The organism is Geomicrobium sediminis, from assembly GCF_016908595.1.
Classification (GTDB): domain Bacteria; phylum Bacillota; class Bacilli; order Bacillales; family Marinococcaceae; genus Geomicrobium_A; species Geomicrobium_A sediminis.
Genome location: NZ_JAFBEC010000012.1, coordinates 43,576 through 65,617, shown reverse-complemented (window position 1 = coordinate 65,617; position 22,042 = coordinate 43,576). Strand labels below are relative to the sequence as shown.

At 38.5% G+C, this 22,042-nt stretch carries 26 protein-coding genes and 1 pseudogene; 24 read left to right on the top strand and 3 right to left on the bottom strand.

The annotated features are described in order from the left end of the window. Positions 1-54: 54 nt before the first annotated feature. Positions 55-465: a helix-turn-helix domain-containing protein gene (locus JOD17_RS17175; protein WP_239575681.1), complete on the bottom strand. Its 411-nt coding sequence runs from the start codon at positions 463-465 to the stop codon at positions 55-57. Between the two features lie 216 nt (positions 466-681). Here JOD17_RS17175 and xis point away from each other — a divergent pair, with 216 nt between their 5' ends. From xis to JOD17_RS17085, 18 genes and pseudogenes are all read left to right on the top strand, one after another. Continuing rightward, positions 682-873 carry an ICEBs1 excisionase gene (xis, locus tag JOD17_RS17170; RefSeq protein ID WP_239575680.1) on the top strand — a complete coding sequence of 64 codons (192 nt, stop codon included), beginning with the start codon at positions 682-684 and terminating at the stop codon, positions 871-873. Between the two features lie 407 nt (positions 874-1,280). Further along, positions 1,281-1,691: a YdcP family protein gene (locus JOD17_RS17165; RefSeq protein WP_204699218.1), complete on the top strand. Its 411-nt coding sequence runs from the start codon at positions 1,281-1,283 to the stop codon at positions 1,689-1,691. 63 nt (positions 1,692-1,754) lie between these two features. After that, positions 1,755-1,931, top strand: coding sequence for a hypothetical protein (locus JOD17_RS17160; RefSeq protein WP_204699216.1), 177 nt, complete (start codon positions 1,755-1,757; stop codon positions 1,929-1,931). A gap of 20 nt (positions 1,932-1,951) precedes the next feature. Next, the gene (locus tag JOD17_RS17155; RefSeq protein ID WP_239575679.1) at positions 1,952-3,436 is read left to right on the top strand and encodes an FtsK/SpoIIIE domain-containing protein; all 1,485 of its coding nucleotides are present in this window, start codon (positions 1,952-1,954) and stop codon (positions 3,434-3,436) included. Beyond that, positions 3,405-4,451, top strand: coding sequence for a replication initiation factor domain-containing protein (locus tag JOD17_RS17150; protein ID WP_204699214.1), 1,047 nt, complete (start codon positions 3,405-3,407; stop codon positions 4,449-4,451). The genes JOD17_RS17155 and JOD17_RS17150 overlap by 32 nt, the downstream gene beginning before the upstream one ends. A gap of 273 nt (positions 4,452-4,724) precedes the next feature. Beyond that, positions 4,725-5,009, top strand: coding sequence for a hypothetical protein (locus JOD17_RS17145; RefSeq protein ID WP_204699212.1), 285 nt, complete (start codon positions 4,725-4,727; stop codon positions 5,007-5,009). A gap of 10 nt (positions 5,010-5,019) precedes the next feature. Further along, positions 5,020-5,289 (top strand): hypothetical protein, encoded by a 270-nt coding sequence (locus JOD17_RS17140; protein ID WP_204699211.1) that lies wholly within the window; start codon positions 5,020-5,022, stop codon positions 5,287-5,289. Positions 5,290-5,538: 249 nt separating this feature from the next. Then, positions 5,539-5,838 carry a hypothetical protein gene (locus JOD17_RS17135; protein WP_204699210.1) on the top strand — a complete coding sequence of 100 codons (300 nt, stop codon included), beginning with the start codon at positions 5,539-5,541 and terminating at the stop codon, positions 5,836-5,838. Positions 5,839-5,847: 9 nt separating this feature from the next. Then, positions 5,848-6,132, top strand: coding sequence for a hypothetical protein (locus tag JOD17_RS17130; protein ID WP_204699209.1), 285 nt, complete (start codon positions 5,848-5,850; stop codon positions 6,130-6,132). Beyond that, positions 6,122-7,147 carry a conjugal transfer protein gene (locus tag JOD17_RS17125; RefSeq protein WP_204699208.1) on the top strand — a complete coding sequence of 342 codons (1,026 nt, stop codon included), beginning with the start codon at positions 6,122-6,124 and terminating at the stop codon, positions 7,145-7,147. Before JOD17_RS17130 ends, JOD17_RS17125 begins: the two co-directional genes overlap by 11 nt. A 15-nt stretch (positions 7,148-7,162) precedes the next feature. Beyond that, the gene (locus JOD17_RS17120) at positions 7,163-7,414 is read left to right on the top strand and encodes a hypothetical protein (protein ID WP_204699207.1); all 252 of its coding nucleotides are present in this window, start codon (positions 7,163-7,165) and stop codon (positions 7,412-7,414) included. Positions 7,415-7,426: 12 nt separating this feature from the next. Then, positions 7,427-7,972, top strand: coding sequence for a conjugal transfer protein (locus JOD17_RS17115; protein ID WP_338028819.1), 546 nt, complete (start codon positions 7,427-7,429; stop codon positions 7,970-7,972). Beyond that, positions 7,857-10,334 carry an ATP-binding protein gene (locus JOD17_RS17110; protein WP_476702230.1) on the top strand — a complete coding sequence of 826 codons (2,478 nt, stop codon included), beginning with the start codon at positions 7,857-7,859 and terminating at the stop codon, positions 10,332-10,334. Before JOD17_RS17115 ends, JOD17_RS17110 begins: the two co-directional genes overlap by 116 nt. 30 nt (positions 10,335-10,364) lie before the next feature. After that, a pseudogene (locus tag JOD17_RS21865) lies at positions 10,365-10,708 on the top strand (STIV orfB116 family protein). A 14-nt stretch (positions 10,709-10,722) separates the two neighbouring features. Then, a complete protein-coding gene (locus JOD17_RS17100; protein WP_204699204.1) occupies positions 10,723-12,861 on the top strand; it encodes a CD3337/EF1877 family mobilome membrane protein in 2,139 nt (712 codons plus the stop codon). Positions 12,862-12,914: 53 nt separating this feature from the next. Continuing rightward, positions 12,915-13,949 carry a lysozyme family protein gene (locus JOD17_RS17095; protein ID WP_204699202.1) on the top strand — a complete coding sequence of 345 codons (1,035 nt, stop codon included), beginning with the start codon at positions 12,915-12,917 and terminating at the stop codon, positions 13,947-13,949. 11 nt (positions 13,950-13,960) lie between these two features. Beyond that, positions 13,961-14,464: a hypothetical protein gene (locus JOD17_RS17090; RefSeq protein ID WP_204699200.1), complete on the top strand. Its 504-nt coding sequence runs from the start codon at positions 13,961-13,963 to the stop codon at positions 14,462-14,464. Positions 14,465-14,551: 87 nt separating this feature from the next. Then, positions 14,552-14,911, top strand: a complete 360-nt coding sequence (locus tag JOD17_RS17085; protein WP_204699198.1) for a cystatin-like fold lipoprotein — start codon at positions 14,552-14,554, stop codon at positions 14,909-14,911. A 56-nt stretch (positions 14,912-14,967) separates the two neighbouring features. Here the strand turns inward: JOD17_RS17085 and JOD17_RS17080 are convergent, their stop codons facing one another. Then, complete coding sequence (locus JOD17_RS17080; RefSeq protein WP_204699196.1) at positions 14,968-15,684, bottom strand: cytochrome c biogenesis CcdA family protein; 717 nt, start codon at positions 15,682-15,684, stop codon at positions 14,968-14,970. 34 nt (positions 15,685-15,718) lie between these two features. Further along, positions 15,719-16,276 (bottom strand): thiol-disulfide oxidoreductase ResA, encoded by a 558-nt coding sequence (resA, locus tag JOD17_RS17075; RefSeq protein ID WP_239575676.1) that lies wholly within the window; start codon positions 16,274-16,276, stop codon positions 15,719-15,721. A 239-nt stretch (positions 16,277-16,515) separates the two neighbouring features. Here resA and JOD17_RS17070 point away from each other — a divergent pair, with 239 nt between their 5' ends. From JOD17_RS17070 to JOD17_RS17045, 6 genes are all read left to right on the top strand, one after another. Further along, entirely contained in the window at positions 16,516-16,884 is a 369-nt protein-coding gene (locus JOD17_RS17070; RefSeq protein WP_204699195.1) for an ArsR/SmtB family transcription factor, read from the top strand. A 3-nt stretch (positions 16,885-16,887) separates the two neighbouring features. Continuing rightward, positions 16,888-19,065 carry a heavy metal translocating P-type ATPase gene (locus JOD17_RS17065; protein ID WP_204699193.1) on the top strand — a complete coding sequence of 726 codons (2,178 nt, stop codon included), beginning with the start codon at positions 16,888-16,890 and terminating at the stop codon, positions 19,063-19,065. 88 nt (positions 19,066-19,153) lie between these two features. After that, a complete protein-coding gene (locus JOD17_RS17060; protein ID WP_204699191.1) occupies positions 19,154-19,765 on the top strand; it encodes a CadD family cadmium resistance transporter in 612 nt (203 codons plus the stop codon). Positions 19,766-19,798: 33 nt separating this feature from the next. Further along, positions 19,799-20,824, top strand: a complete 1,026-nt coding sequence (locus tag JOD17_RS17055; RefSeq protein ID WP_204699189.1) for a flavin-containing monooxygenase — start codon at positions 19,799-19,801, stop codon at positions 20,822-20,824. 31 nt (positions 20,825-20,855) lie between these two features. After that, a complete protein-coding gene (locus JOD17_RS17050) occupies positions 20,856-21,245 on the top strand; it encodes a FixH family protein (RefSeq protein ID WP_204699188.1) in 390 nt (129 codons plus the stop codon). A gap of 25 nt (positions 21,246-21,270) precedes the next feature. Continuing rightward, on the top strand, positions 21,271-21,861 hold the full coding sequence (locus JOD17_RS17045) for an SCO family protein (protein WP_204699187.1): 591 nt from the start codon (positions 21,271-21,273) through the stop codon (positions 21,859-21,861). Positions 21,862-22,042: the final 181 nt, after the last annotated feature.

Below are 22,042 nucleotides of genomic sequence, written 5' to 3'. Positions count from 1 at the left end.
TTTTTTTTGCTATTATATATGAAAATTCCATGTTGTTGTATTCTTTTTACGATATTAGTTTTCACTACGTTTCATTTCATCAATAAATTTCATTCCGTTTTTAATTGCTTTTTTAACAAGTTTTATTGTTTCCTCATCTAAATTACCTTGATCTATATAAATATTTGAATCGTTCTCGCTAATTATTTCTTGAATTACTTCACCGAATGCTGTATCTAATTTTGTTTGTTTTTCATAACCGTTTTTGCTGGGATAATCGGTCAACCCTAAGAGAAAGTCAGTAGAAACATCATACAATTCACTAAGGGATCTTAGCATTTTTGTATCTGGGTCTCTAGCGTCTCGCTCGTAAGAAGAGAGGACATTATTTGAGATATCTAACTTTTTAGCGGCCTCTATTTGAGTGTAGTTTTTGCGCATCCGTGCCAAGCGAAGTCTTTCCCCCAAAGTCATCTTTAAGGTCATTAATCATCACCTATTCTACTTAACGTTAAATTTTATAGTTATTTTATCATTTGAAGCGGAAAATATCTTAATTTTTGTCAATAAGATTATTTTTATGCGATATTGCACTATTAGTTAAATTAATACACAAAAAGTTAAAACAACTGTTGACTTTAACTTTACGTTCACTTAAACTAACAATATACACAGAGAGATAAACATTAGGAGGTGATATTCATGATGTATGAGTTTTTAACACCTGATGATATCCAGAAGATTCTTAAAGTCAAACAAGCGAAGGCATATGAAATTATTAGGATATTGAATGCCGAAATGAAACAAGATGGGTATATGGTTATTCCTGGTAAAGTGAATAAAGAAAAATTTGAAGAACGTTATATCTATAAACGCACTGTAGAAGTAAGTTAATTCGCTAAATGTATTACTTTAAGGTGGTGATTCATGGAAGCTGAATGTTCGAGTATTACGTGAAGGGTGAATGATCTTTGAAAATTATATATAGAAAGAAAGCGCACCTGACAATAAAGCCAGACACGCCATATAAAACTTAGGAACTTTTATTATAGCGTACTTTGTTTAAATTGTCACATGGCGTGAGTATTAAGTGTACACAGCTAGGCACTTTTGAAAATGCTGTAGCAGGTAAGAATATGCGTGCTAATGGTTATAAACATAACCTACTAGGTTGCGATGATCAATAGAATGGGAGCGGCTGATAAGCGCCAGGACGGATTGGATTCCCGAGCGGTCTATACTTTTAATAAAAATTGGCCAGAAATTATAAATAACTTAATTGATAAGGAGAGGAAAAAGAAATGAAATTTAAAAGTGGAATTAAACCAGATGCAGCGATTACTTTTGGAAATTTAATTTTTATGGGGCTTGATCGTGAAAAGATGTACTTTGATCGTGACAAAGGAGAGCGTACAAATATATTAGAATCACGTATTTATAACCTTGGTTCTTCTGCACAAAAAGAACAGATTGAAGTGACTTTACCTGAGTATGTCGATCTCAAAGAAATTGATTTTCAGCAACCTGTCGAGTTGAAAAATCCAATCATTAAAGCTCGTGCGCAGTCAAATGGGAACTTTGCGAATGTCGTGTGGACATTAGAGGCTGAAGATATTATAGAAGTCGGTCAAGGCTCTTCAATCGGGAAGAAAGCGGATGCGGACAAAGATACTGCCAAAGAACCAGTGGGTACGGGTGCAGATAAAAAGTAAAAGAATGGAAGCGTGCTAGTTACTGAACACAACTGGCACGCTTTTTATATTTGGGGTGAGCAAATGGATCATTCAGCTGATGTGCTTGGCTGGATTGAAGAAAATTTCATAATGTGTGAGATCGAGATTGAAAGCTGCCCACTTTTCCCATATGGACGTTTAATCACGGATACAAACGGTGAAACCATGATTGTTTACTGGGATATTGTATCAGGGCAAGTTGATTATAGGTTCCCTTGATTGGTAGGTGATACAAAACAATGGAGTTTATAAAGCGCCGTCTATGGAAATATCGAGGTCATCGTATAAAGCCAAGTATGCAATATGCGATCTTGCAAGCAGGGTTAGCCATATTCATCCCTGTGTTTTTAGCAACACTTGCCTTTTATCACAGAGAAGGCTTGGTAAATTTAAATGAATGGTTTCAGTGGGAAACGTTGCGTAGCGTTAGTGAATGGAATTGGGCGTTATTAGGAAAAGGACTTGGTATAGCGTTAGTAACTGGTCTTGTTGCTGTAGCAACGGCTTATTTTTGTTTCTATGAACGTTTCAAACGTATTTGGCACAAACAAAAAATCGCAAGAATGTTCATTTCAAATCGCTTTATCGAAAAGGAGAATGTAACCACTGAATCGGTTTGGAATCCGAATGATAAAAAGGTGACGAAAACAAAAGTCACTTATTTTCCACGTTCGTATTATCAAGTGAAAAAGGGTTATATTTTTGTCAGAATTTCCATGGATATGAGCCGATTTCAAAAACGTTTTTTGGAACTGGGTGAAGAATTAGAGAATGGTTTGTATTGTGATTTAGTTGAACGGGAAATCGAAGAGAACTTTGTTTGTTTTAAGTTTCTGTATGACGTGCAAAAGAACCGTATCCCCATTGATGAAGTGAAAGCAGAAAACGGTTCAATGAAATTAATGAAACATGTGGAATGGAAGTTTGATTCATTACCTCACATGCTCATTGCGGGTGGTACAGGTGGAGGGAAAACGTATTTTATCCTGACAATGATTGATGCATTACTGAAATCAGGTGCGGATCTGCGAGTCTTAGACCCAAAAAATTCTGATCTTGCTGATTTAGAAACGGTGATGCCAGAAGGTACTGTCTTTTCGAAGAGTACAGGTATCATGATGACCCTGCGTAAATCAGTGAAAGAAATGTTGCAGCGATCAGAGGACATGAAGAAAATGCCTAATTATCAAACAGGTGGGAACTATGCTGATGTAGGGTTACCACCTGTTTTTATAGTCTTTGATGAGTATGTAGCTTTTATGGAAATGTTGAAACGTGAAGATCAAATGAAAGCTTTAGAATACATGAAACAATTGGTGATGCTGGGTCGGCAAATGGGCTATTTTTTAATCCTAGCTGCTCAGCGTCCAGATGCGAAGTATTTGGCGGATGGAATACGAGATCAATTTAGTTTTCGAGTGGCGTTAGGGAAAATGTCTGAATCAGGTTACGGAATGATGTTTGGCGATACCGACAAGACATTTATCTTTAAGAATATCAAAGGTCGGGGCTATGCAGACACAGGAAATTCTCTGATCTCGGAGTTTTACACGCCACTTGTACCCAGAGGATATGATTTCTTACAGGAAATCGAGCGTACGGTGTCGGAAGTGCAGGGAGCGCAGGCGACGGCAGTCGCCAGCGGCAGCGTAGCGACCGAAACGGGAGACATGGGAGGAGTGAGCGAAGCGAATGACGACCCAACAAGAACCCCCCCTAGCTAACAGGGGGGTAGTAATCGAAAACGAAAACGAAAACCCTTTAACAGCAATGGTTGACTATTTACGAGTATCGTTCAAAACACATGATGTGGATCTCATTCTGGAAAACGTTGTTCATCTTCAAAAAGACTACATGCAGGAGTTAGAATCAGGCTTCTACGGCTACATTGGCACGTTTCAACTTGATTTTATAAAAGTTTATTATTCAAAGCCTGGCGATAATCGAGGCATACTCGTTGAAATGTCAGGGAAAGGATGCAGACAGTTCGAAACGTTTTTGAAATGGCGCAAGAAATCATGGTTCGATTTCTTTCAAGACTGTATCAATCACGGTGGTAAATTTAGCCGTTTTGACTTGGCGATGGATGATCGCAAAACGTATTTCGCTGTTCCGATGTTGCTCGAAAAAGTGAAGAATGGCGAAGCCATTTCACGGTTCAGAAAATCAGATTTTAACGGTTCGTTGGACATTGCCGACGGCACCAACGGTGGTACCACGCTTTATTTTGGTTCCAAAAAGTCGGAAGCGTATCTTTGCTTCTACGAGAAGAATTATGAACAAGCGGAAAAGCTGAATGTACCATTAGAAGAATTTGGTGATTGGAACCGATATGAATTAAGGCTAAAAAATGATCGAGCGCAGATGGCGGTTAAATCGTTAATTGAATCCAGAGACTTGTTGAGCATTGCCATGCAGATCATCAATAATTACCTTCGCTTTGTGGATGCAAACGAAAAGGTTTCCCGGGAGCAATGGAAAACGAGTGAGTTTTGGTTAGCTTTTATTGGCGATGTCGGTCGTTTGAGTTTATTCATGAAGCCAGAAGATGACTTTTATGAAAAGTCCAGGAAGTGGCTCCAAAATTCTTGTGCGCCAACGATGAAAATGGTTTTAGAAGCTGATCGAGTGTTAGGAACCCAAGATTTATCGGATATGGTTGTCAATGCAGAGATGTCGTCAAAACAAGAAAAGATGCTTGATGTTCTTCTTGCAGATGTGGGGGATATGGTTTGTTAGCCATTGGATACCTGAAAACGAAATTAAATGCTGTGAGTATGGTATCTGTCAACTATAAATGGCTGACCGAAGGGAATTTATGCGTTGACAGATTTTCGGATTCACACCCTCTTGGCATTGAAGAAAAACACTTTTTTCTTCTTGCCTACCGGCGAGGGAGCCCCCGATTGAAATCGGGGGTTGGGGGTTAAAAAGTTGTGTTCAAGCTGGCTCAGCTTGCAGGTTTGGACAGCGTCCAAGGTTTTTAATTTCAAATGAGGAAGGTGATTTGGAATGGCGGGAATCATTCTTAACAAAAATCAATTAGAGGAAGATTTACGAAGAAGGCGGTTGTCTAATCACATCGATGCCGTTTTTGAGCAAGCATTAGAGATGGGTTCAGGTTGTGAAGATGGCGAGGGTTTTCCTGTTGTTGTAACGGAAACTTTTGAAAGTCATGATGCGAATCATGGCTTTTATTTTACGGTTTCTATTATGGAAGATTCCCCTGAAGATGATGTGGAGCAGCTAAAATTCATTTCATATGATTTCTACCATTATGAAGATAGTTGGAAGTGAGGGGTTCATTGTGAAAGAGGTTAGGATTTGGGGCAATGCCATGGTTAAAGACTTGGAACGACATGGGCTAATGAGCTATATGGATCAGGTGAAAGAAAAAGCGATCGAGGTAGGGGCATATGCGGAAGAAGGGGAACAGTTCTTTGTAGAGGTTCCAGGACGTGAAGGAAATCGAGTTCATCTCTTTTGTTACGTGGCGTGGTCGAGTGAGGATGCAGACGAAGATACAGGCTTTTTCATTCAATGGATTAAGTACATGTTTTATCGTGATGGAAGGTGATGGTTTGAAAACTTCGAGTAAGGTTTGTATAGGGATTTATGATGGCCTGGAATGTGCTTTGGATCGATTAATGATTGAAAGTCATGTAGGGGGTGATTGGACTTGTCATAGCGAGAGCCTATTCATGAGCACGAAAGAGGCATTAAGATGTATTCATCTTCATTATGACAAGGTGTTTGATGGACTACAGGTGAAAGTGGAGGTTGTGGAGGAACAACTGCAAAAGAATAAAAAAAGGAGAGTGTTTTCATGAACCAAGTAGAGGTTCTCAATCGTCCATATCTTGAAATTGAGTTGGATCGTTACGGGATTATTGATATTGCGGCGACAATTATCGAACAAGTAAAAGAGGAAGCTAGAAATTTAGCTTCTAACGTGTATGAACAGTTTACAATTGATGCCCGTATACTTGTTGAAAATGTCTATAAAACCATTACAGCAAGGTTCGCAATGCTAGAAAATGAAGACCCGCCAGAGGACGGAAATTCTGAAGACACTGGAATCAAATATGTTGAATTTCTTTCACTAGACCAAACGGATAAGGGCTAGTGTTTTTTTATGCTTACCCTAGATCAGCGTTTTAAACGATTAGGATTTAATGTAGGCATATCTTATCAAGTGTTCATCAAAGATTTATCAAGAAGTACTTCGCTCGTTGTTGAAGGAAGAAGGAAAACGGGTTACCCAACGTATCGTTATTCATTTTACAAAGTCACTTATTTACCCGATGGGGCTAAGGCGAGAGAAAAAATCTATGCAGAAAACGAATCTGCGTCCAGGGTGTTACGACAAGTAACATCCTTTTTAGATTTTTTAGAAAGGAGTGAAGCGAGTGGTAAATGAGAAAGGGAAACAGAGTTTGAAACATCGTATACGTGAACGAACAAAGCGAATTAAAGTTCCAAGGAAAGAAAAGGGTTTTATAAAAAAAGACCACTCAAAACGAGTCGCTGTAGTTGTATGGTCGCTTTTAGCGAGTATTCTATTGATTTCAGTTTTAACCATCTTGCTGAGTGTAAATACCCGTTCTGTTTTGAATGAAACGAATGCTCATTTTTATTCTGAAGATGAAACCGATCAGCAAGAAGAAATATCCATTCCGAGTGCTGAACAATTTTTATCAAGGTTTATTTCACACTACGTGAATGTAGAAAATTCAAGTGAAGCATTAGAAGAAAGAAAAACTGAATTGAAAAGTTTCATGATTCAATCCGAGGAATTTATGAGTGATAATCATGAGCTTTATCAAATGCCCGATATTGAAGGAGAACGAATGTTAGATGACTATTCTCTTTTCGATGTGAAAGATGAAGAAGATCATACTCTTTTTCAATATCGTGTACAGTTCACGAATCGCATAGATGTAGATGAGTCTGAAACGGATGAAGATGAAGAAAACGAGCAAGAAACGGAGGAATCAAGCCAAAGGTTATTGTTAAATATTCCAGTTGTAACGGATGGTGAAGTTTTTGCGGTAGCTGCGACGCCTTATTTTACGGATGAGTATTCGTTGAAAGGTTCCATCGAACAAGACGTGCCTGAAGAACATGTAGAAGAATATACAGGTGCGGAACAAGAAGCCATTCAAGCCTTTTTGGTGAACTTTTTTGAAAGATATGCTTCGGAAGAAAAAGAAGAACTGGCGTATATGATGAGAGAACCCGAGAGTTTGAACGGCGCATTTTTATTTGATGAATTGTTAAATGTAGAGATTTCTGAAATGGAGTCAGGGTTTAAGGTTGATGTTGATATTCGTTTTCGTGAGGAAATGACAAACATTCCTCATGTCAATTCCATGGAAATGAAAATCGAAAATAATGAAGGCAATTATTTTGTTGAAGAACTGAATTATCAATAAGGGGGAGGAGTATTTATGAATTGGTTGAACACGGTCATCATAGGGAGCGCAAATTTGCCAACACTTGACGGTGTTGAAAGTTGGGGGCTAACCATTGTCGTTCAAGTCATTACCTTGATTGTGTTATTCCTAATCACAAAGCATTTAGCACGTTTCAAAATTGGTGGGATTATTGCAACATGCGTGATTGGTGGCGTGGTGGCTTATGTTGTCCAGAACTGGGGTCAAGTAAGCTCATGGGTTGAAGCCATCATTGACACGCTTTAAGGAGGGGAGCAAGTGAGAACCGTCTTTAATTATCGGAAAGCCCTTCGTGAACCTAAAAAAATTCAGCAATTAACTGAAAATTATAGTTTGCCGTTTCCCGTTGAGTTAATCCCGGTGATTAACTTTTTTATTTTCTTTGGAATGACCTTTATGCTCGGGTATATCATTCGCAGGGGTTTTCCCCATGCGTTTGATCATACTTGGTTTGTATTTTTGGTGGGTATCCCGTTATTACTCACCTATTTCGTGACGAAAATAAAAATTGAAGGCAAAAACATCTACTTGTATTTGATCGATATTGCAAAATATTATGTGACCATTAAATTCCCTAAAAAGCGCTACTGCAATGATCGAGAGGTCGAATGGATGAGGGGATCGAAAATCAAATTTAGAAAATGTGTGAAGGTGGTGGATCAATCGAATGAGCACCTTAAAAACGCCAATGAAGACGATGAAGGGGAATTTACTATTAACGAGAACGGGCGACGTGTGGGCGTATTACCGAATCAAGAGTCAGTCCATTCCCATGCAAAATCGAAAAGTTGTGGAAGGATATAAACGAAATTGGAAAAGTTTTTTTGAAGAACTGACCAAGTATAAAGATTTTCATTTGATGATGTATCCGCAAGAATATCGGTTAGGAGAACGATTTGAAGATTTAGGATACGATGTCGCTGCAGATAGTGAACAAATGGCGGATTATTATTTAGAAGAGACGGTACAAATTCTAAACAGTCGTTTGGGTAAAGTGACGAAAAATGATTTCATTTTAGGTGTGAGGTTGAAAACAGAAAGTGTGAAAGTCGATGCAGAACTAAAAGAGAATGTATTTTCCATGTTTTCAACAGCAACCGATACGATCATCAATTTATTAGGGTGGGAACAAGATGTTTCCGCCTCTTTTTTTCAACAATATCAAGAAGCAGAGGATCAGGCGGCAAGTGTGGCTGCAAGCGTTAACGGAATGAGACTAACGGAAGAAGAATTGATCTATGTGAATCGATACAATTTCCTTCGAGGATTAGATCATCAAGTCGGTGAGGAAATTGAGAATGCGTCCGTCAATGCTATTACAAACACATTAATTGATCCGACTTCACCGTCGGTTTTAAAAGTGAATAGTGATCAAGACCACGGCTATCTATCCTTTGTTGTGATTGATGAATTTCAGCACAACATGGCAGAAAGTGAATTGTTCTATGAAGCGCAATCTTTGCCTTTTCCCGTAGAGGTAGAAATGAAGGTGCAGGCCGAGGGGAAATCAAAAACGAAAATGGATTTAAACTTGAAACATCAGCAATTAAAAGAGTCGTCAAATGAACAAAATAAAACGGGAGATCGCACCGATTCATCGGTCAGTGCCAGTCAATATCTCGTTCGACATTTGCAAGATGAAATCAAGAAAGATGATGTCAGTATGATGAACTGGCTTTCCGTCATTATTGTGCACGGAAAGGATAAAAAGCAGTGTATGCACCGAGCGAAGTTAGTCACCCGACATATGAAACAGGCGGGAATTACGTGCAGAATCCCATTGGCTGATCAATTGCAGCTTTTTTATAAGTTCTTGCCAGGTGAAAGGTTAGATGTAACCAATCGCAATTGGCTGCAGAAAACGACACAAGATGGTTTAGCGGAAGGATTATTTGGTGTGAATGCGGATGTCGGTTCTAAGGTCGGTTTCTTTATCGGGTGGATTGATCGCTTCAATAAACATCAAGATTTAGAATCAGCCATTGCCTCAAGTCGTGATCCTGTTTTGTTTCATCCCTTTTTGGCAAATCAACAGGTGAAAGGATCAAAAACAAGATCACCGCACGTATTAATTACAGGCGATACTGGAAATGGAAAATCATATTTAGCAAAACTTTTGTTCATCTATATCAGCATGTTAGATGTAAAATGTTTATATATTGACCCGAAAAAAGAACTCAGAAAATGGATCAATAAAGTCATGCGTGATCCGTGGGTAAAGAAAGATTTCCCCCTGTATGTCCAGCATTTAGAGAAGTTCCATTTTATCACGTTGGATTCAGAGGATAAGAAGAATTGGGGGTCACTTGACCCGATCGTTTTCTTACCACCCATGCAAGCCAAAGAAATGGTGCAAGTGGTGTTCTCTCAAGTTTATGATTTTCGTGGAAAGGATGATGTGCATACCGCGTTTCTACGAGCCATAACAACCGTCTTGGAACAACGAGAAAAGGGAAAACAGATCGGCTCTATGAACATTATCGAATTAATGCAGGATGATGAAGAACCATCCGTCAAAAAGGCGGGTGATTTTTTGTGTGAAGTCGTTGCAGACAGCATTTTAAAGTTGTGTATTCATGACGGTTCGAATGAATCCTTATCATTGGATAAGCGAATTAATATCATTGAAATTGAAAATTTGGATTTGCCAGAAGCAACAGATCCGATTGAAAGCTATACAAACTCTCAATTGAAATCAAGTGCTGTCATGTTCGCATTAGGGAAGTTTTGTGAGCTCTTTGGCAGCAGAGATAAAGAAGAGCGAACGGCAGAATTTATTGATGAGGCTTGGGTGATTACATCCAGTCAACAAGGATCAAAAGTGGAAAAGCAAATGCGCAGAGTCGGGCGTAGCTACAATAATGCTTTGTTCTTTATTTCCCAAAGTACGAAGGATGCGATCAGAGAGGAAGAGTCCGGGAACTTTGGCGTTGCATTTGCTTTCGATGAACCGACAGAAAGAAAAGATGTTCTAAAATGGGTAAATATGGAACCGAGTGAAAACGAAGAGATGTTGGAAGGCATGTTCCAAGGTCAATGTTTGTTTAAGGACTATTATGGCAGAACAGCGAAAATCAGTATTGAATGCCTTTTTGATGAATGGTACGGAGCATTAGAAACCATTGAAAGAACAGAAGTTGCCGATGCAGAAGAAAAATATTTGTAAAGAGCCGTCTTTTATAGATGGCTCTTTTCGATGAGAAAGGAGTATTTGATGACGATTGCCATATTAAATTCATTAGTCATTACGAATCCAGGCTTCTACAAAGCGGAACGTATCACAGTATTAGAAGCGAGAAAGTTAATGTTTGAGAATGAAGCGAACTATGAAAGTTTTGTCGGTCATGAATCATCAGCAAGAGTATTAGAGGTTTACTTGGCTTCCCAGTCCCTGTAAATCGAATACGGTTTAGGCAAGAAAAATTTCAACGAGCCATTTGTTTTAAGCTCTATGATCGTTACCAAGAATATCGAACCTTGACGGAGAATGAACTCCAGAAAGTAAGGTATGATTTTTATTTATTAACCCGCATGGATTAGAGAGGGGTGGGAATGTGGGATGGAAGAAAATAACGGTCTGTATTTTAGCAGTTGTATTCCTTTTATTCTCAACAGCGGGTACAGCATTAGCCTTTTTTGGAAGCAATGATTCTGACCCTGAAGATCATATGACGGAGCCAAATATTGAAGAACAAGGAGGGGTGGAGTTACAAGTTAAACGGTACCCTGTTTCACGATATATGGCAAATAATGAGGATGCGGATGGAATGATCAAAGGGGCATTTGTTGGGATGAACAATGTCATCTTTTCGGTTTCTGGATACATTGTTCTTGTTGTTGATACGGCCATGGATGTGCTCTATTCATTACAACCCATAGACGAATTCTCCGATACATTGACCAGTATTTCAACAACGATCTATGACACGTTGAAAGAACATTTTGGACAGATGTTGTTTATCTTTGCGTGTGGGTATATTCTATACCTTACAATGGTTCAAGGAACAATAAAAGAAGCGATGAGACGTTCATTCTTATTTCTCATGGTGCTGATATTTGGTGGCTATTGGATGTTGAATGCAGGCTTCTTTATGCAGTCACTAAATGCGTTATCCGTGGAAGCGCAAGGATATTTGTTAGATGCAGGCAATGGATTAGTCAATATGGCAGATGGAGAAGGCATATATGCAGATACAGAATTAATAGATGATGATAATAAACTTGAAGGTACAATTGCGGTAATGAGGAATGTGTACTTTGACTTAGCCCTAAAAAGACCTTATTTGCTTGTGAATTATGGAGAAACAAATGACGAGGCTGTGAATGATCATGACCCAGGTGAAGGAGTGCCAGGGGGAGACGATTATAATCGGGTTGATCGCCTTCTTGCTTTTGATCTCACGAATGACGGACAGGAACATCGTTTAAGAGCAGTGAGGGATGAGGTTGAAGACTATAATAATGAGAATATGGGTGGCGGTAATGTATTTAGCCAGTTTGGGCAAGCATTAATTTCATTTGTCGGCTCATTATTTCTAGGTATCCCATTTCTTCTATTATCCCTCTTTAACTTTCTACTACAATTAGTGGCACTTGCTCTTGCCTTTTTTATCCCGTTTGCGTTTATCCTTTCCTATATTCCACAATTTGCGCAAAGTGGTTTTGTGGCATTAGGCAAACTACTAAGTGTTTTTGTAATAAAGGCAATGCTTGGCATATTGATCCTATTTGTTTATGTACTCACGTTTATTGTGGATGCAATGTTACCTCCCGACTCATTGGGGATGTATTTATTAAACCTCGTGGTGCTCATTGGTGTTTTGATTTTTATGATTTGGAAAAGAGATTCAATTGTTAAATTAATGACAGCAGGAAGGGTTCAATCTTTAGATGGGAACATGATGAATAATGTCAAAAATTCAATGGTGAATCCTGCAATGAATGCGGCTAAAAGTGGAATTGGAATGGTGAATCCTGCTTTGTATGCGGCGATGAATAAAGTGGGAGGGTTACGAGAATCAGCGTCGGCAGAAGGACAAAATGCTCCTCAAGGAAGAAATAGTGAAAATGACCATGAGAAGGAGCAGCGGACATCACAAACAGGAAACCATGAAGCTCCAAAAGGTGCAGATACTTCGAACAAGAAGACGATTGAAAGGACGCCACAGGCTAAACGTGAGCATGAGAATGGAAAAGAAGGTAAAGAGAAAGAACGAAAAATTTCTAGAGGGGATGATGATGATTTTAAACCGGTTAGTAAAAGGAAAGAAGAGCACTCACCTTCCAAGGATGAAACGAATATTCATCCAGTTAGACATAGTGAAAGCGTGAGTGGGAACGAAGCAAAAGAACAGAATAGTCATTTGCAGTTGGTAGAAAAAGAAGAAGCTTCTTCATCTATACATGAAGGGGAGAAAAGAAACCGAGGAGTTGAACGTACACGCCAGGGTGACGGCGGGAAAGGTTCAGATTTGGAGCCATCTGTCAGGTCTGAGTATAAACAAGGGTATGGTGATGACAATCGTGGTTCTCGGGTCGAAAGAAGCCAATTGAAAAACCATTCGTCAAATGATCAGAGCTCAGAAAAGGTTAAAAGTGTGGAGACACGTTCTCATCAGAAGTTAAACGACGTAGAAAGGAAGACAGAAAAAGAAATTCAGTCAATAGATAAAGATAAAAATCGTCATGCGTAAAGGAGTGCCTTTGATTTAGGCATTCCTTTTTGTTGTTTAAAGAGGAGGAAGCAATGAAAAAGCTTGGTTGTTTAATGTTGATCCTGGCGATTCCAATATTAATTCTCTCTATGTTAATGGTGGGCGTAATCATGGTGGCGACAGGCGATAACGATACAATGGGGAGTGATTCCGACAGTGACTTTACAGATGTTGATGGGGAATATCGTTTTAACGCTATGAATGAAGAGGTTGAACGTTATCGTCCGTATTTTGAAAGGTATGCGAAGGAAAATGGTATTGAAGACCATGTAGAAATATTAATGGGGATGACCATGCAGGAAAGTGGTGGGCGATTAGCGGATGTTATGCAGTCTTCGGAGTCCTTAGGCTTACCACGGAATACCATTACTGATCCAGAAGAATCAATTAAGCAAGGAGTTTCTTATTTTGCAGACGTTTTAGAATTAGCAGGTGGAGACACGGAGTTAGCACTACAAGCGTATAACATGGGTCATGGCTTTATTGATTACGCTCATGAAAACAATGGCGGGAACTATAGTCAGGAATTAGCTTATGAATTTGGTGAAATGATGGCTTCCCGTTTGGGGTGGAACAATTATGGGGATGAAAATTACGTTGATAATGTCATGCGCTACCTGGATAAAAATGATGATACGGAGTATGCAGGAGGGAGTGGGGATTGGTCTTTACCTCTTGAAAATATACGTATAACCAGTGAGTTTGGGCCAAGGATACATCCTGTTACGGGAGAAGTGAACCGATTTCATGGTGGATTAGATTTTGGGTGTACGCCTGCCGATGATATTTTAAGTGTTGCAGACGGTAAAGTGATCGAAGCGGTTCATAGTAATGTGGGCTATGGAAACTATGTAACGGTACAGCACGGAAATGATGAATATAGTCGTTATGCTCATTTATCATCCATTGGTGTTTCGCAAGGTGATACTGTGTCTCAAGGTGAATCTTTAGGTAAATGTGGAACAACAGGTTCCAGTACAGGAAATCATCTTCATTTGGAACATATTACTGATTTAGGGCAACCGCCAGAAGCAAAGACTGATCCAAGAGAAACGTTAGGCTTATAGGAGAGGATTTTATGAAGAAAATGTTTGTCGTGTTAGGTGTAGCCGTTGCTGTGATTATCTTTTTATTTATACAGAACTCACATTTAAAAAATGAATCTCAGTCGTTTGAAGAGCAACTAACAGATTTAATGGATTCAAATGAGAACTTGCATATTGAATCGGGAGACTATGCGAAACAATTCATCAATCACTATTTCACTTATCAACAGAAACCGAATCGAGAGGAAGTTGAACCATATGCCACCAGTCATGCATTAGATCAATTACAATTTGAAGAAGCGGAAGGAATTCAAGAAGAGTATGATGATGACATTGAATCTGTGGAATCGGATGTTACAAACCTTCGTATTTATTATGGTCAATCTATAGATGATCGGCAAGAAGTTGTTGCCATGTTTGAAAATGAGATCGAAGTGAATGGGATTAGTAGTTCAGCCATGACAATTATGCAAATGGACATGGTACGAAACGAGGGAGTGTGGAAAGTTGATGACTTCACGTTCCATCAATATTAATATCGTGATAGGATTGAGAAAATACGGAAAACTTCCATGTGAACACTGTGAGGAAAGTTTATTTAAATAGAGGAAGGGGATGAGAGGATGAAAGGGTTTCTGAGACTAACTTTTATAGTGCCCTTTTTTTTGATTGTTGTTGGTTGTGGTGAAAATGCAAGCGGAAGTGAGTATGATGAGCTTCTTGATGCAGTAGCTGAATATCATTATGATCGGTATTCTGGAGCAAACTTTGAAGGCAATGCTCGAGAAAATGCTGATTTAACGGTTTGGGAAAATGGTCGTTATGTACGAATTGGTTTTTTTAATGAAGATGATGGAAGCTTAATGTATGAAACTTATTATGAAATTGTTGCAGATAATATAGAACGAAAGGATGGTTACGGAGAGAATGCTGTGATGTCAAAAGAGCCAGAGTATCAAGAGCAAATGGGTGAAGAGCTGTAAAATAAATTTGTTACAAATAAGCGCCTATGAAAGGGCGCTTATTGTTTTATTAGGTCTTATATATTAAAAGGGACAAATTGAGCTAGGTAACTGGAGATTAATTGGAAATAACCAGTAAAAAGCATAATACCCATTACAATCATAATTATCCCACCAGCTTTTTGTATACGGGGCATTAGTCGATTAAAGCGACTAAGTTTGTGTAGGGATTTAGAGTAAAAGAAACCTACCAGTAAAAAAGGCAACCCTAGGCCTAATGAGTACATCAATAACATAAGCATGCCTGATGAAAGCGTTTCGTTTTGACTTGCTAAAGCTAGAATAGAGCCAAGGACAATTCCTACACAAGGAGTCCATCCTGCCGCGAAAAATAAACCAAACATAATGGAACCGCCAAAGCTGTTCACTTGTTTTGGACGAGTACGTACGCTTTTCCCTGTCATTAGCGTTCGTATTGATATAATACCAGCCATTTGTAAGCCAAATAAGACAATAATAATTCCGCCGATCTGAGAAACCATATTGTTGTATTGATTAAAAAGCTGTCCTATATAAGTTGAAGATGCTCCTAAGAGCATAAACACAAATGTAAAACCAGCAATGAATCCTAGACTTCGAATCATTATCATTCGTTGATTAGAATTAATCTCATTATTGGATATGGAAGTTCCTGTAACTTGGGCTAAGTAAGCAGGAACAAGGGGAAATATACAGGGTGATAAAAAAGATAACAAGCCCGCACCAAAAGCAATCCATATTGTTAAATCATTCATATGTTATTCAAATCCTCCAGAAGTCAATTTAAAGTTAAGGTGAATTTGGATCAATTATCGTCATGAAATCTTGTACATTTTCTTCACTCATTCCACCTACGTGAATATGAACGACTTCACCATTTTGATCGATTAGGTATGTAGCCGGAAGATAACTCACACCATATTGATTAAGGACATCGCGATTTTGATCCAATAAGATAGGAAATGATAGTTGAAGACGATTCATGAAACGATCAACCGTTAATTTGGATTCTCCTACATTTACAGCTAAAATTTCTACATCTTCATTAAGATATTTTTGATGTTCTGCCTCCATGTACGGCATTTCTTCTTCACATGGTGGGCAGTATGTTCCCCAAAAGTTTAAGAAAACCCCCTCGCCCCTAAAGTCATGAAGTTCGACTTGTTCTCCTTCCATGTTTTGTAATACGAAGTTAGGTGCCACATTGCCTTCGTTTAATACTCCGGCTTCTTCTTGGAAGAAATTCGAGTAAAATACATAACCAACTGCCGCAACTATTGAAAATAGTACAGTAGTGCGCATTATAAGCCTTCGCTTTTTTCGTTTCATTCTCTCTTGAGAATCCATGTTTAATCCTCCTACATCTTTTAATGAATATTATGGGAGCGTAATTCCTCCTTAGTGTATATTCAAAAATAAGTGCATACAACACAACATTCAAATGAATATATTAATAAATTATGACAAACTTAATAAGTGGTACAAAAAAACATTAAATTAGAGGTTTTTTTATTTATTGACACATATGATTATTAATCATAATATAATAATCAAACACTTATTTGATTAATAAGGGGAGAGGAATAATGGAGGAAACTAAGAAGAACAAAGATACCTGTGATGTATTTTGTTATGACGAAGAGAAGGTTGATCGAATAACAGCAATAATTGATAAACAGGAATTTATTGGCGTTGCTGATGTTTTTAAAGCACTTGCAGATGAAACACGTTTGAAAGTAGCTTTTACATTAACTCAGGAAAATGAGTTATGTGTTTGTGATGTTGCCAATATCATTGGTACAACAACAGCAACGGCCTCTCATCATCTAAGACATTTGCGGAACATGCGATTAGCTAAAAGTCGAAAAGAAGGGAAACTCGTTTTTTATTCTTTAGACGACCCTCATGTAACCGCGCTTATTGCTATGGCAATGGCTCATGGGCAGGAGGAGTAAACGATGGCTAATCAACCACATGAAGGGGAGAAAAAAGAGAATAAAAGTGTATATCGTGTGCAAGGATTTACATGCGCAAATTGTGCCGGGAAGTTTGAAGATAATGTAAAGAATCTTCCAGGAGTTCAAGACGCTAAAGTGAATTTTGGTGCCTCAAAAATTTCCGTTTACGGTGAAGTAAGTACGGAGGAGCTAGAAAAAGCAGGGTCTTTTGAAAATCTTAAAGTTTCTGCTGAACATGGAAGGAAAGATCCAAAAAGTGAAGAGCCTGATAAGGAGGAAAAAATTCCATTTTATAAAAAACATAGTACATTACTGTATTCGACCTTATTTATGGCTCTCGGTTTCCTTTCTATGTTTGTAAACGGAAATGAGAACATCGTTACAGCATTATTATTTATAACATCTATGTTAGTGGGCGGGTTATCGCTGTTTAGAGTGGGTTTGCAAAACTTAGTTCGATTCCAGTTTGACATGAGAACCCTCATGACCGTTGCTGTCATCGGTGGTGTCATTATAGGGGAATGGGCGGAAGTCGCGATTGTCGTCATCCTATTTGCCATTAGTGAAGCTCTTGAGCGCTTCTCTATGGACAGGGCAAGACAGTCGATTAGTTCATTAATGGATATTGCACCAAAAGAAGCTCTGGTTAGACGTAATGGACAAGAAATGACGGTCCACGTTAATGATATTGCAATCGGAGATGTCATGGTTGTAAAACCTGGTCAAAAGATTGCGATGGATGGGGTCATTGTCAATGGATACTCTGCGATTAACCAAGCAGCAATTACAGGTGAGTCGGTTCCGGTTGAGAAAACTGTAGATGATGAAGTATTTGCAGGTACACTAAACGAAGAAGGTTTTCTCGAGGTGGAAATAACCAAACTCGTTGAAGATACAACGATTTCTAAAATTATTCATCTCGTAGAGGAAGCGCAAGGAGAGCGAGCGCCATCCCAAGCCTTCGTTGATAAGTTTGCGAGATATTATACACCCATCATCATGGTTATTGCTGCACTCGTTGCTATAGGGCCACCTTTATTCTTTAATGGTAGCTGGGAAACATGGGTATATCAAGGTCTAGCTGTTCTTGTTGTTGGTTGTCCTTGTGCGTTGGTTATTTCTACCCCAATTTCGATCGTCTCAGCGATTGGAAATTCAGCGAAGAAAGGTGTTCTTATCAAAGGAGGAGTTTACCTTGAGGAAATTGGTGGATTAAAAGCTATTGCATTTGATAAAACGGGAACTTTGACAAAAGGAATACCTGTTGTAACTAACTATCGTGTATTGAATGATCAAATTAATGAACGAGAAATGCTATCAATTATCACCGCCTTAGAGTATCGTTCTCAGCACCCTCTGGCGTCTGCCATCATGAAAAAGGCTGATGATGAAGGGGTTTCATATACTGATGTTTTAGTCGAGGACTTCTCTTCGATTACGGGTAAAGGGATAAAAGGTAAGGTCAATGGCATTACGTACTATGTCGGAAGCCCGAATTTATTTAAAGAGTTATTGTCGGCGTCTACTTTCAATAAGGGATTAGAGCAAGATGTGACAACACTTCAAGAGCAGGGAAAAACAGCGATGTTGATAGGAACCGATGCAAAAATACTTGCTATTATTGCCGTTGCAGATGAAGTAAGAGAGTCGAGTAAGGACGTTATTCAAAAGTTACACAAAGCTGGAATTAAAAAGACCGTTATGCTTACAGGGGATAACAAAAGCACTGCAAATGCGATTGGTGGGCATGTCGGCGTAACAGACGTTCAATCAGAGTTATTGCCACAAGACAAACTAGATGTGATTAAACAATTAAGGTCCGAGTACGATAACGTCGCTATGGTAGGGGATGGTGTGAATGATGCCCCAGCTCTAGCAGCCTCTACAGTTGGAATAGCAATGGGTGGGGCTGGAACTGATACAGCACTTGAAACGGCAGATGTTGCTTTAATGGGTGATGATTTGAAAAAACTCCCGTTTACTGTAAAACTCAGCCGTAAAACACTAAATATAATTAAAGCTAATATTGCCTTTGCAATTGGAATTAAAATTATCGCATTGTTGTTGGTTATTCCGGGTTGGCTCACACTTTGGATAGCGATTCTTTCGGATATGGGAGCCACACTTTTAGTAGCTTTAAATAGTTTACGATTAATGCGAGTCGGGGAAGATGAATAGAGTTTAAAGGGTTTTCCGTTTTGATTGGAAAACCCTTTTCTGAAATAAAGTAACAAGAAATTCTTGCATGTGATTGGAGTTGAAGAAGTTGGCTGCAACAATACTAACGGCTATTGCGGTTTATATAGCTACAGGTATTGATTACCTGATTATATTAATCCTCCTATTTTCGCAAATAAAAAAAGGCCAAATGAAACATATCTGGATTGGGCAATATTTAGGCACTGTAATCATTGTATCGGTGAGTCTGTTAGCAGCGTATGGTGTCAATTTCATTCCTCAACAATGGATTGTAGGCTTACTTGGACTGTTACCCATTTATTTAGGCGTTAAAGTATGGATTAAGGGGGAGGAAGAGGAAGATGAAAGTAATATCCTATCTCTTTTATCTTCCGATCGTTTTAATCAACTATACTTAACGGTTACCTTTATTGTATTGGCTTCTAGTGCAGATGATTTTTCCATTTATGTACCATATTTTACAACGTTAAATGCGATTGAAATACCCATTGTAATGCTAGTCTTTTTTATTATGGTAGGGGTATTATGCTATGTCAGTTACCGACTGGCTTCAGTGAATTATATCTCGGAAAAAATCGAGGAGTATGAACGATGGATTGTACCGATCGTGTTCATAGGGTTAGGGTTATATATTATGTATGAGAATGGTACGATCAACGCTCTAATTTCCCTTTTATAAATTATATAATCCTTTATGAATTGGAGGTTTTATATGCTATACGATGTCATTATAGTTGGCGGAGGCCAAGCAGGGTTAGCAATGGGTTACTCATTAAAAAGGAAAAATAAATGCTTTATAATTCTTGATGAAAACGAAACGACAGGTGAATCTTGGCGGCGGCGTTATGATTCTTTGCAGTTGTTTACCCCAAGAAATTATAGTCAACTACATGGATTCTTATTTAATGGGGATCCTGCTGGATTTCCGCACAAGAATGAGGTTGTAGATTATTTGAAGCGCTTTAAAGAAGAAAATGATTTACCTGTGATTTACAATCAAAAAGTCAAGGAACTCTCACAAGAGAATGACCAAAAGTTCCTGGTGATCACTCAAAATCAAAGGTATACAGCAAAACATATTGTGGTTGCTACTGGGGCTTTTCATCATCCCTTCATTCAAAACATACATGATAATTCGATCCCCTATATGATTCATGCTTCTGACTATAAAAACTCCTTACAAATTCCAGAAGGAGAGGTTTTAATTGTTGGTGCTGGAAACACAGGGATTCAAATTGCTGCAGAACTAAGTCGAACTCACTCTGTGTTGCTTGCGAAAAGTAAACAGATAAAAAGATTACCTCAAAGCATTGCAGGTAAAAGTTTATTTTGGTGGTTTGAATTTTTGAGTCTTTCTAATGCAAAGCCTGACTCAATACTGGGGAAGTTCCTTCAAAAGAGAGATCCGATTATAGGGGATGATTATAAGATTGTTAAGAAGTATGTAGGAATTTATGGGCGAGTAAAAGGCGTAAATGATGGTCAAGTACACTTTGAGGGTCAATCGTCTCCAAAGAAAATATCATCAATCATTTGGGCAACTGGTTATCGCAATGATTACTCATGGATTAACATTGATGGGGTAATCAATAAATATGGAAAACCCATTCATCGTTATGGGATCACCAACATAAAAGGACTTTATTTTATAGGTTTGAGTTGGCAGAGTAAAAGAAGTTCTGCATTAATTTATGGTGTGAGTGATGATGCTAATAGGATTGCTAAAAACATTGTTTAACCATTCTAATTTACTTTTTGGGGGAGTTTACTTGAAAAAAATCGTTATACCGACGTTAAGTATTATTCTACTTTTTGGATGTTCGGCTGAAGAAGAACAAGATGAGCTTGGAGAACTATCTTCTGAACCTCTTGAAGTTGCTATCTTTCTAGAGCCTGAAGCTCAAGTCGATGAAAGTGTAGAAGTTGAAACAGAAGTTACTCAAGGTGGAGAACCGGTTGATGATGCACATGAAGTGGAATTTGAGATTAGAGTAGCCGATACAGAGGAAGGAATTTTTATAGAGGCCGAACATCAAGGTGATGGCATTTATTCCATATCACATTCTTTTGAAGAAGATGGTATTTATGAAGTTCAGTCGCATGTAACTGCGCGAGGGATGCACATCATGCCCGTTGAAACAATTAAAGTACACCCGTAATGTATGTTTTTAAGGAGAGACATCTATGAAGCGATTTATTGTATTAACTCTTTTTCTATTCCTAGCATCATGTCAAAATGAAGCGAATATAGAAGATGTTGAGGGCATTACTGATGTAAGCGAAGCTGGATGGGAAGTCGAGGAATTTGAATTTACGAATCAATATGAAGAAGGTTTTGGGTTAAATGATGTTAAAGACGATTATTGGCTTGCAAATTTTATATTTACGCAATGTCCCACTGTTTGTAATACAATGACACCCAATATGGCTGCCCTTCAAGACGCTGTGAATAACGAAAGTTTAGATGTAGAATTTGTGTCTTTTACGGTCGACCCCACAAACGATAGTCCAGAGGTTCTTAGAGACTACGCTGAGCGTTACGGAGCGAGCGAGGAAAACTGGACATTCCTTACAGGATACAATGATGAAGATATTCGTCAATTATCGGAAGGAAGTTTTAGACAAGAGATGCGTGACGATCCCAAAGGGAATGATATTATTCATGGTGTGAATTTTTTTCTTATTAATGATGAACAGGAGATTATCAGACTTTATGATGGTTTGAACACACCGATTGATGAGGTCATATCAGACTTAGAACAAATTGGCTTATAATAATATTATAAATTTCATACGTGGCACAAGTATTTTAGAAACGGTCTTCAACGATCGGGCGTGATCCTTTAATAACAGGGGATTGCGCCTTTATTGGGTCTGTCATTTAATTGAATATAAATCTTATTAAACTAAAGGGGTAGGTTAGTTAAAAGTGAGGGGGTTAACTCCTAAAAAAACT

What these genes read in the sequence shown, in the direction of transcription:
- JOD17_RS17150 (WP_204699214.1), top strand. Translation starts at nt 3,405, where the DNA reads ATGACGACCCAACAAGAACCCCCCCTAGCTAACAGGGGGGTAGTAATC.
- JOD17_RS17065 (WP_204699193.1), top strand. Translation starts at nt 16,888, where the DNA reads ATGGCTAATCAACCACATGAAGGGGAGAAAAAAGAGAATAAAAGTGTA.
- JOD17_RS17145 (WP_204699212.1), top strand. Translation starts at nt 4,725, where the DNA reads ATGGCGGGAATCATTCTTAACAAAAATCAATTAGAGGAAGATTTACGA.
- JOD17_RS17110 (WP_476702230.1), top strand. Translation starts at nt 7,857, where the DNA reads ATGAAGACGATGAAGGGGAATTTACTATTAACGAGAACGGGCGACGTG.
- JOD17_RS17080 (WP_204699196.1), bottom strand. Translation starts at nt 15,684, where the DNA reads ATGAATGATTTAACAATATGGATTGCTTTTGGTGCGGGCTTGTTATCT.
- JOD17_RS17165 (WP_204699218.1), top strand. Translation starts at nt 1,281, where the DNA reads ATGAAATTTAAAAGTGGAATTAAACCAGATGCAGCGATTACTTTTGGA.
- JOD17_RS17120 (WP_204699207.1), top strand. Translation starts at nt 7,163, where the DNA reads ATGAATTGGTTGAACACGGTCATCATAGGGAGCGCAAATTTGCCAACA.
- JOD17_RS17135 (WP_204699210.1), top strand. Translation starts at nt 5,539, where the DNA reads ATGAACCAAGTAGAGGTTCTCAATCGTCCATATCTTGAAATTGAGTTG.
- JOD17_RS17070 (WP_204699195.1), top strand. Translation starts at nt 16,516, where the DNA reads ATGGAGGAAACTAAGAAGAACAAAGATACCTGTGATGTATTTTGTTAT.
- JOD17_RS17130 (WP_204699209.1), top strand. Translation starts at nt 5,848, where the DNA reads ATGCTTACCCTAGATCAGCGTTTTAAACGATTAGGATTTAATGTAGGC.
- JOD17_RS17155 (WP_239575679.1), top strand. Translation starts at nt 1,952, where the DNA reads ATGGAGTTTATAAAGCGCCGTCTATGGAAATATCGAGGTCATCGTATA.
- JOD17_RS17160 (WP_204699216.1), top strand. Translation starts at nt 1,755, where the DNA reads ATGGATCATTCAGCTGATGTGCTTGGCTGGATTGAAGAAAATTTCATA.
- JOD17_RS17085 (WP_204699198.1), top strand. Translation starts at nt 14,552, where the DNA reads ATGAAAGGGTTTCTGAGACTAACTTTTATAGTGCCCTTTTTTTTGATT.
- resA (WP_239575676.1), bottom strand. Translation starts at nt 16,276, where the DNA reads ATGGATTCTCAAGAGAGAATGAAACGAAAAAAGCGAAGGCTTATAATG.
- JOD17_RS17090 (WP_204699200.1), top strand. Translation starts at nt 13,961, where the DNA reads ATGAAGAAAATGTTTGTCGTGTTAGGTGTAGCCGTTGCTGTGATTATC.
- JOD17_RS17095 (WP_204699202.1), top strand. Translation starts at nt 12,915, where the DNA reads ATGAAAAAGCTTGGTTGTTTAATGTTGATCCTGGCGATTCCAATATTA.
- JOD17_RS17045 (WP_204699187.1), top strand. Translation starts at nt 21,271, where the DNA reads ATGAAGCGATTTATTGTATTAACTCTTTTTCTATTCCTAGCATCATGT.
- JOD17_RS17175 (WP_239575681.1), bottom strand. Translation starts at nt 465, where the DNA reads ATGACCTTAAAGATGACTTTGGGGGAAAGACTTCGCTTGGCACGGATG.
- xis (WP_239575680.1), top strand. Translation starts at nt 682, where the DNA reads ATGATGTATGAGTTTTTAACACCTGATGATATCCAGAAGATTCTTAAA.
- JOD17_RS17055 (WP_204699189.1), top strand. Translation starts at nt 19,799, where the DNA reads ATGCTATACGATGTCATTATAGTTGGCGGAGGCCAAGCAGGGTTAGCA.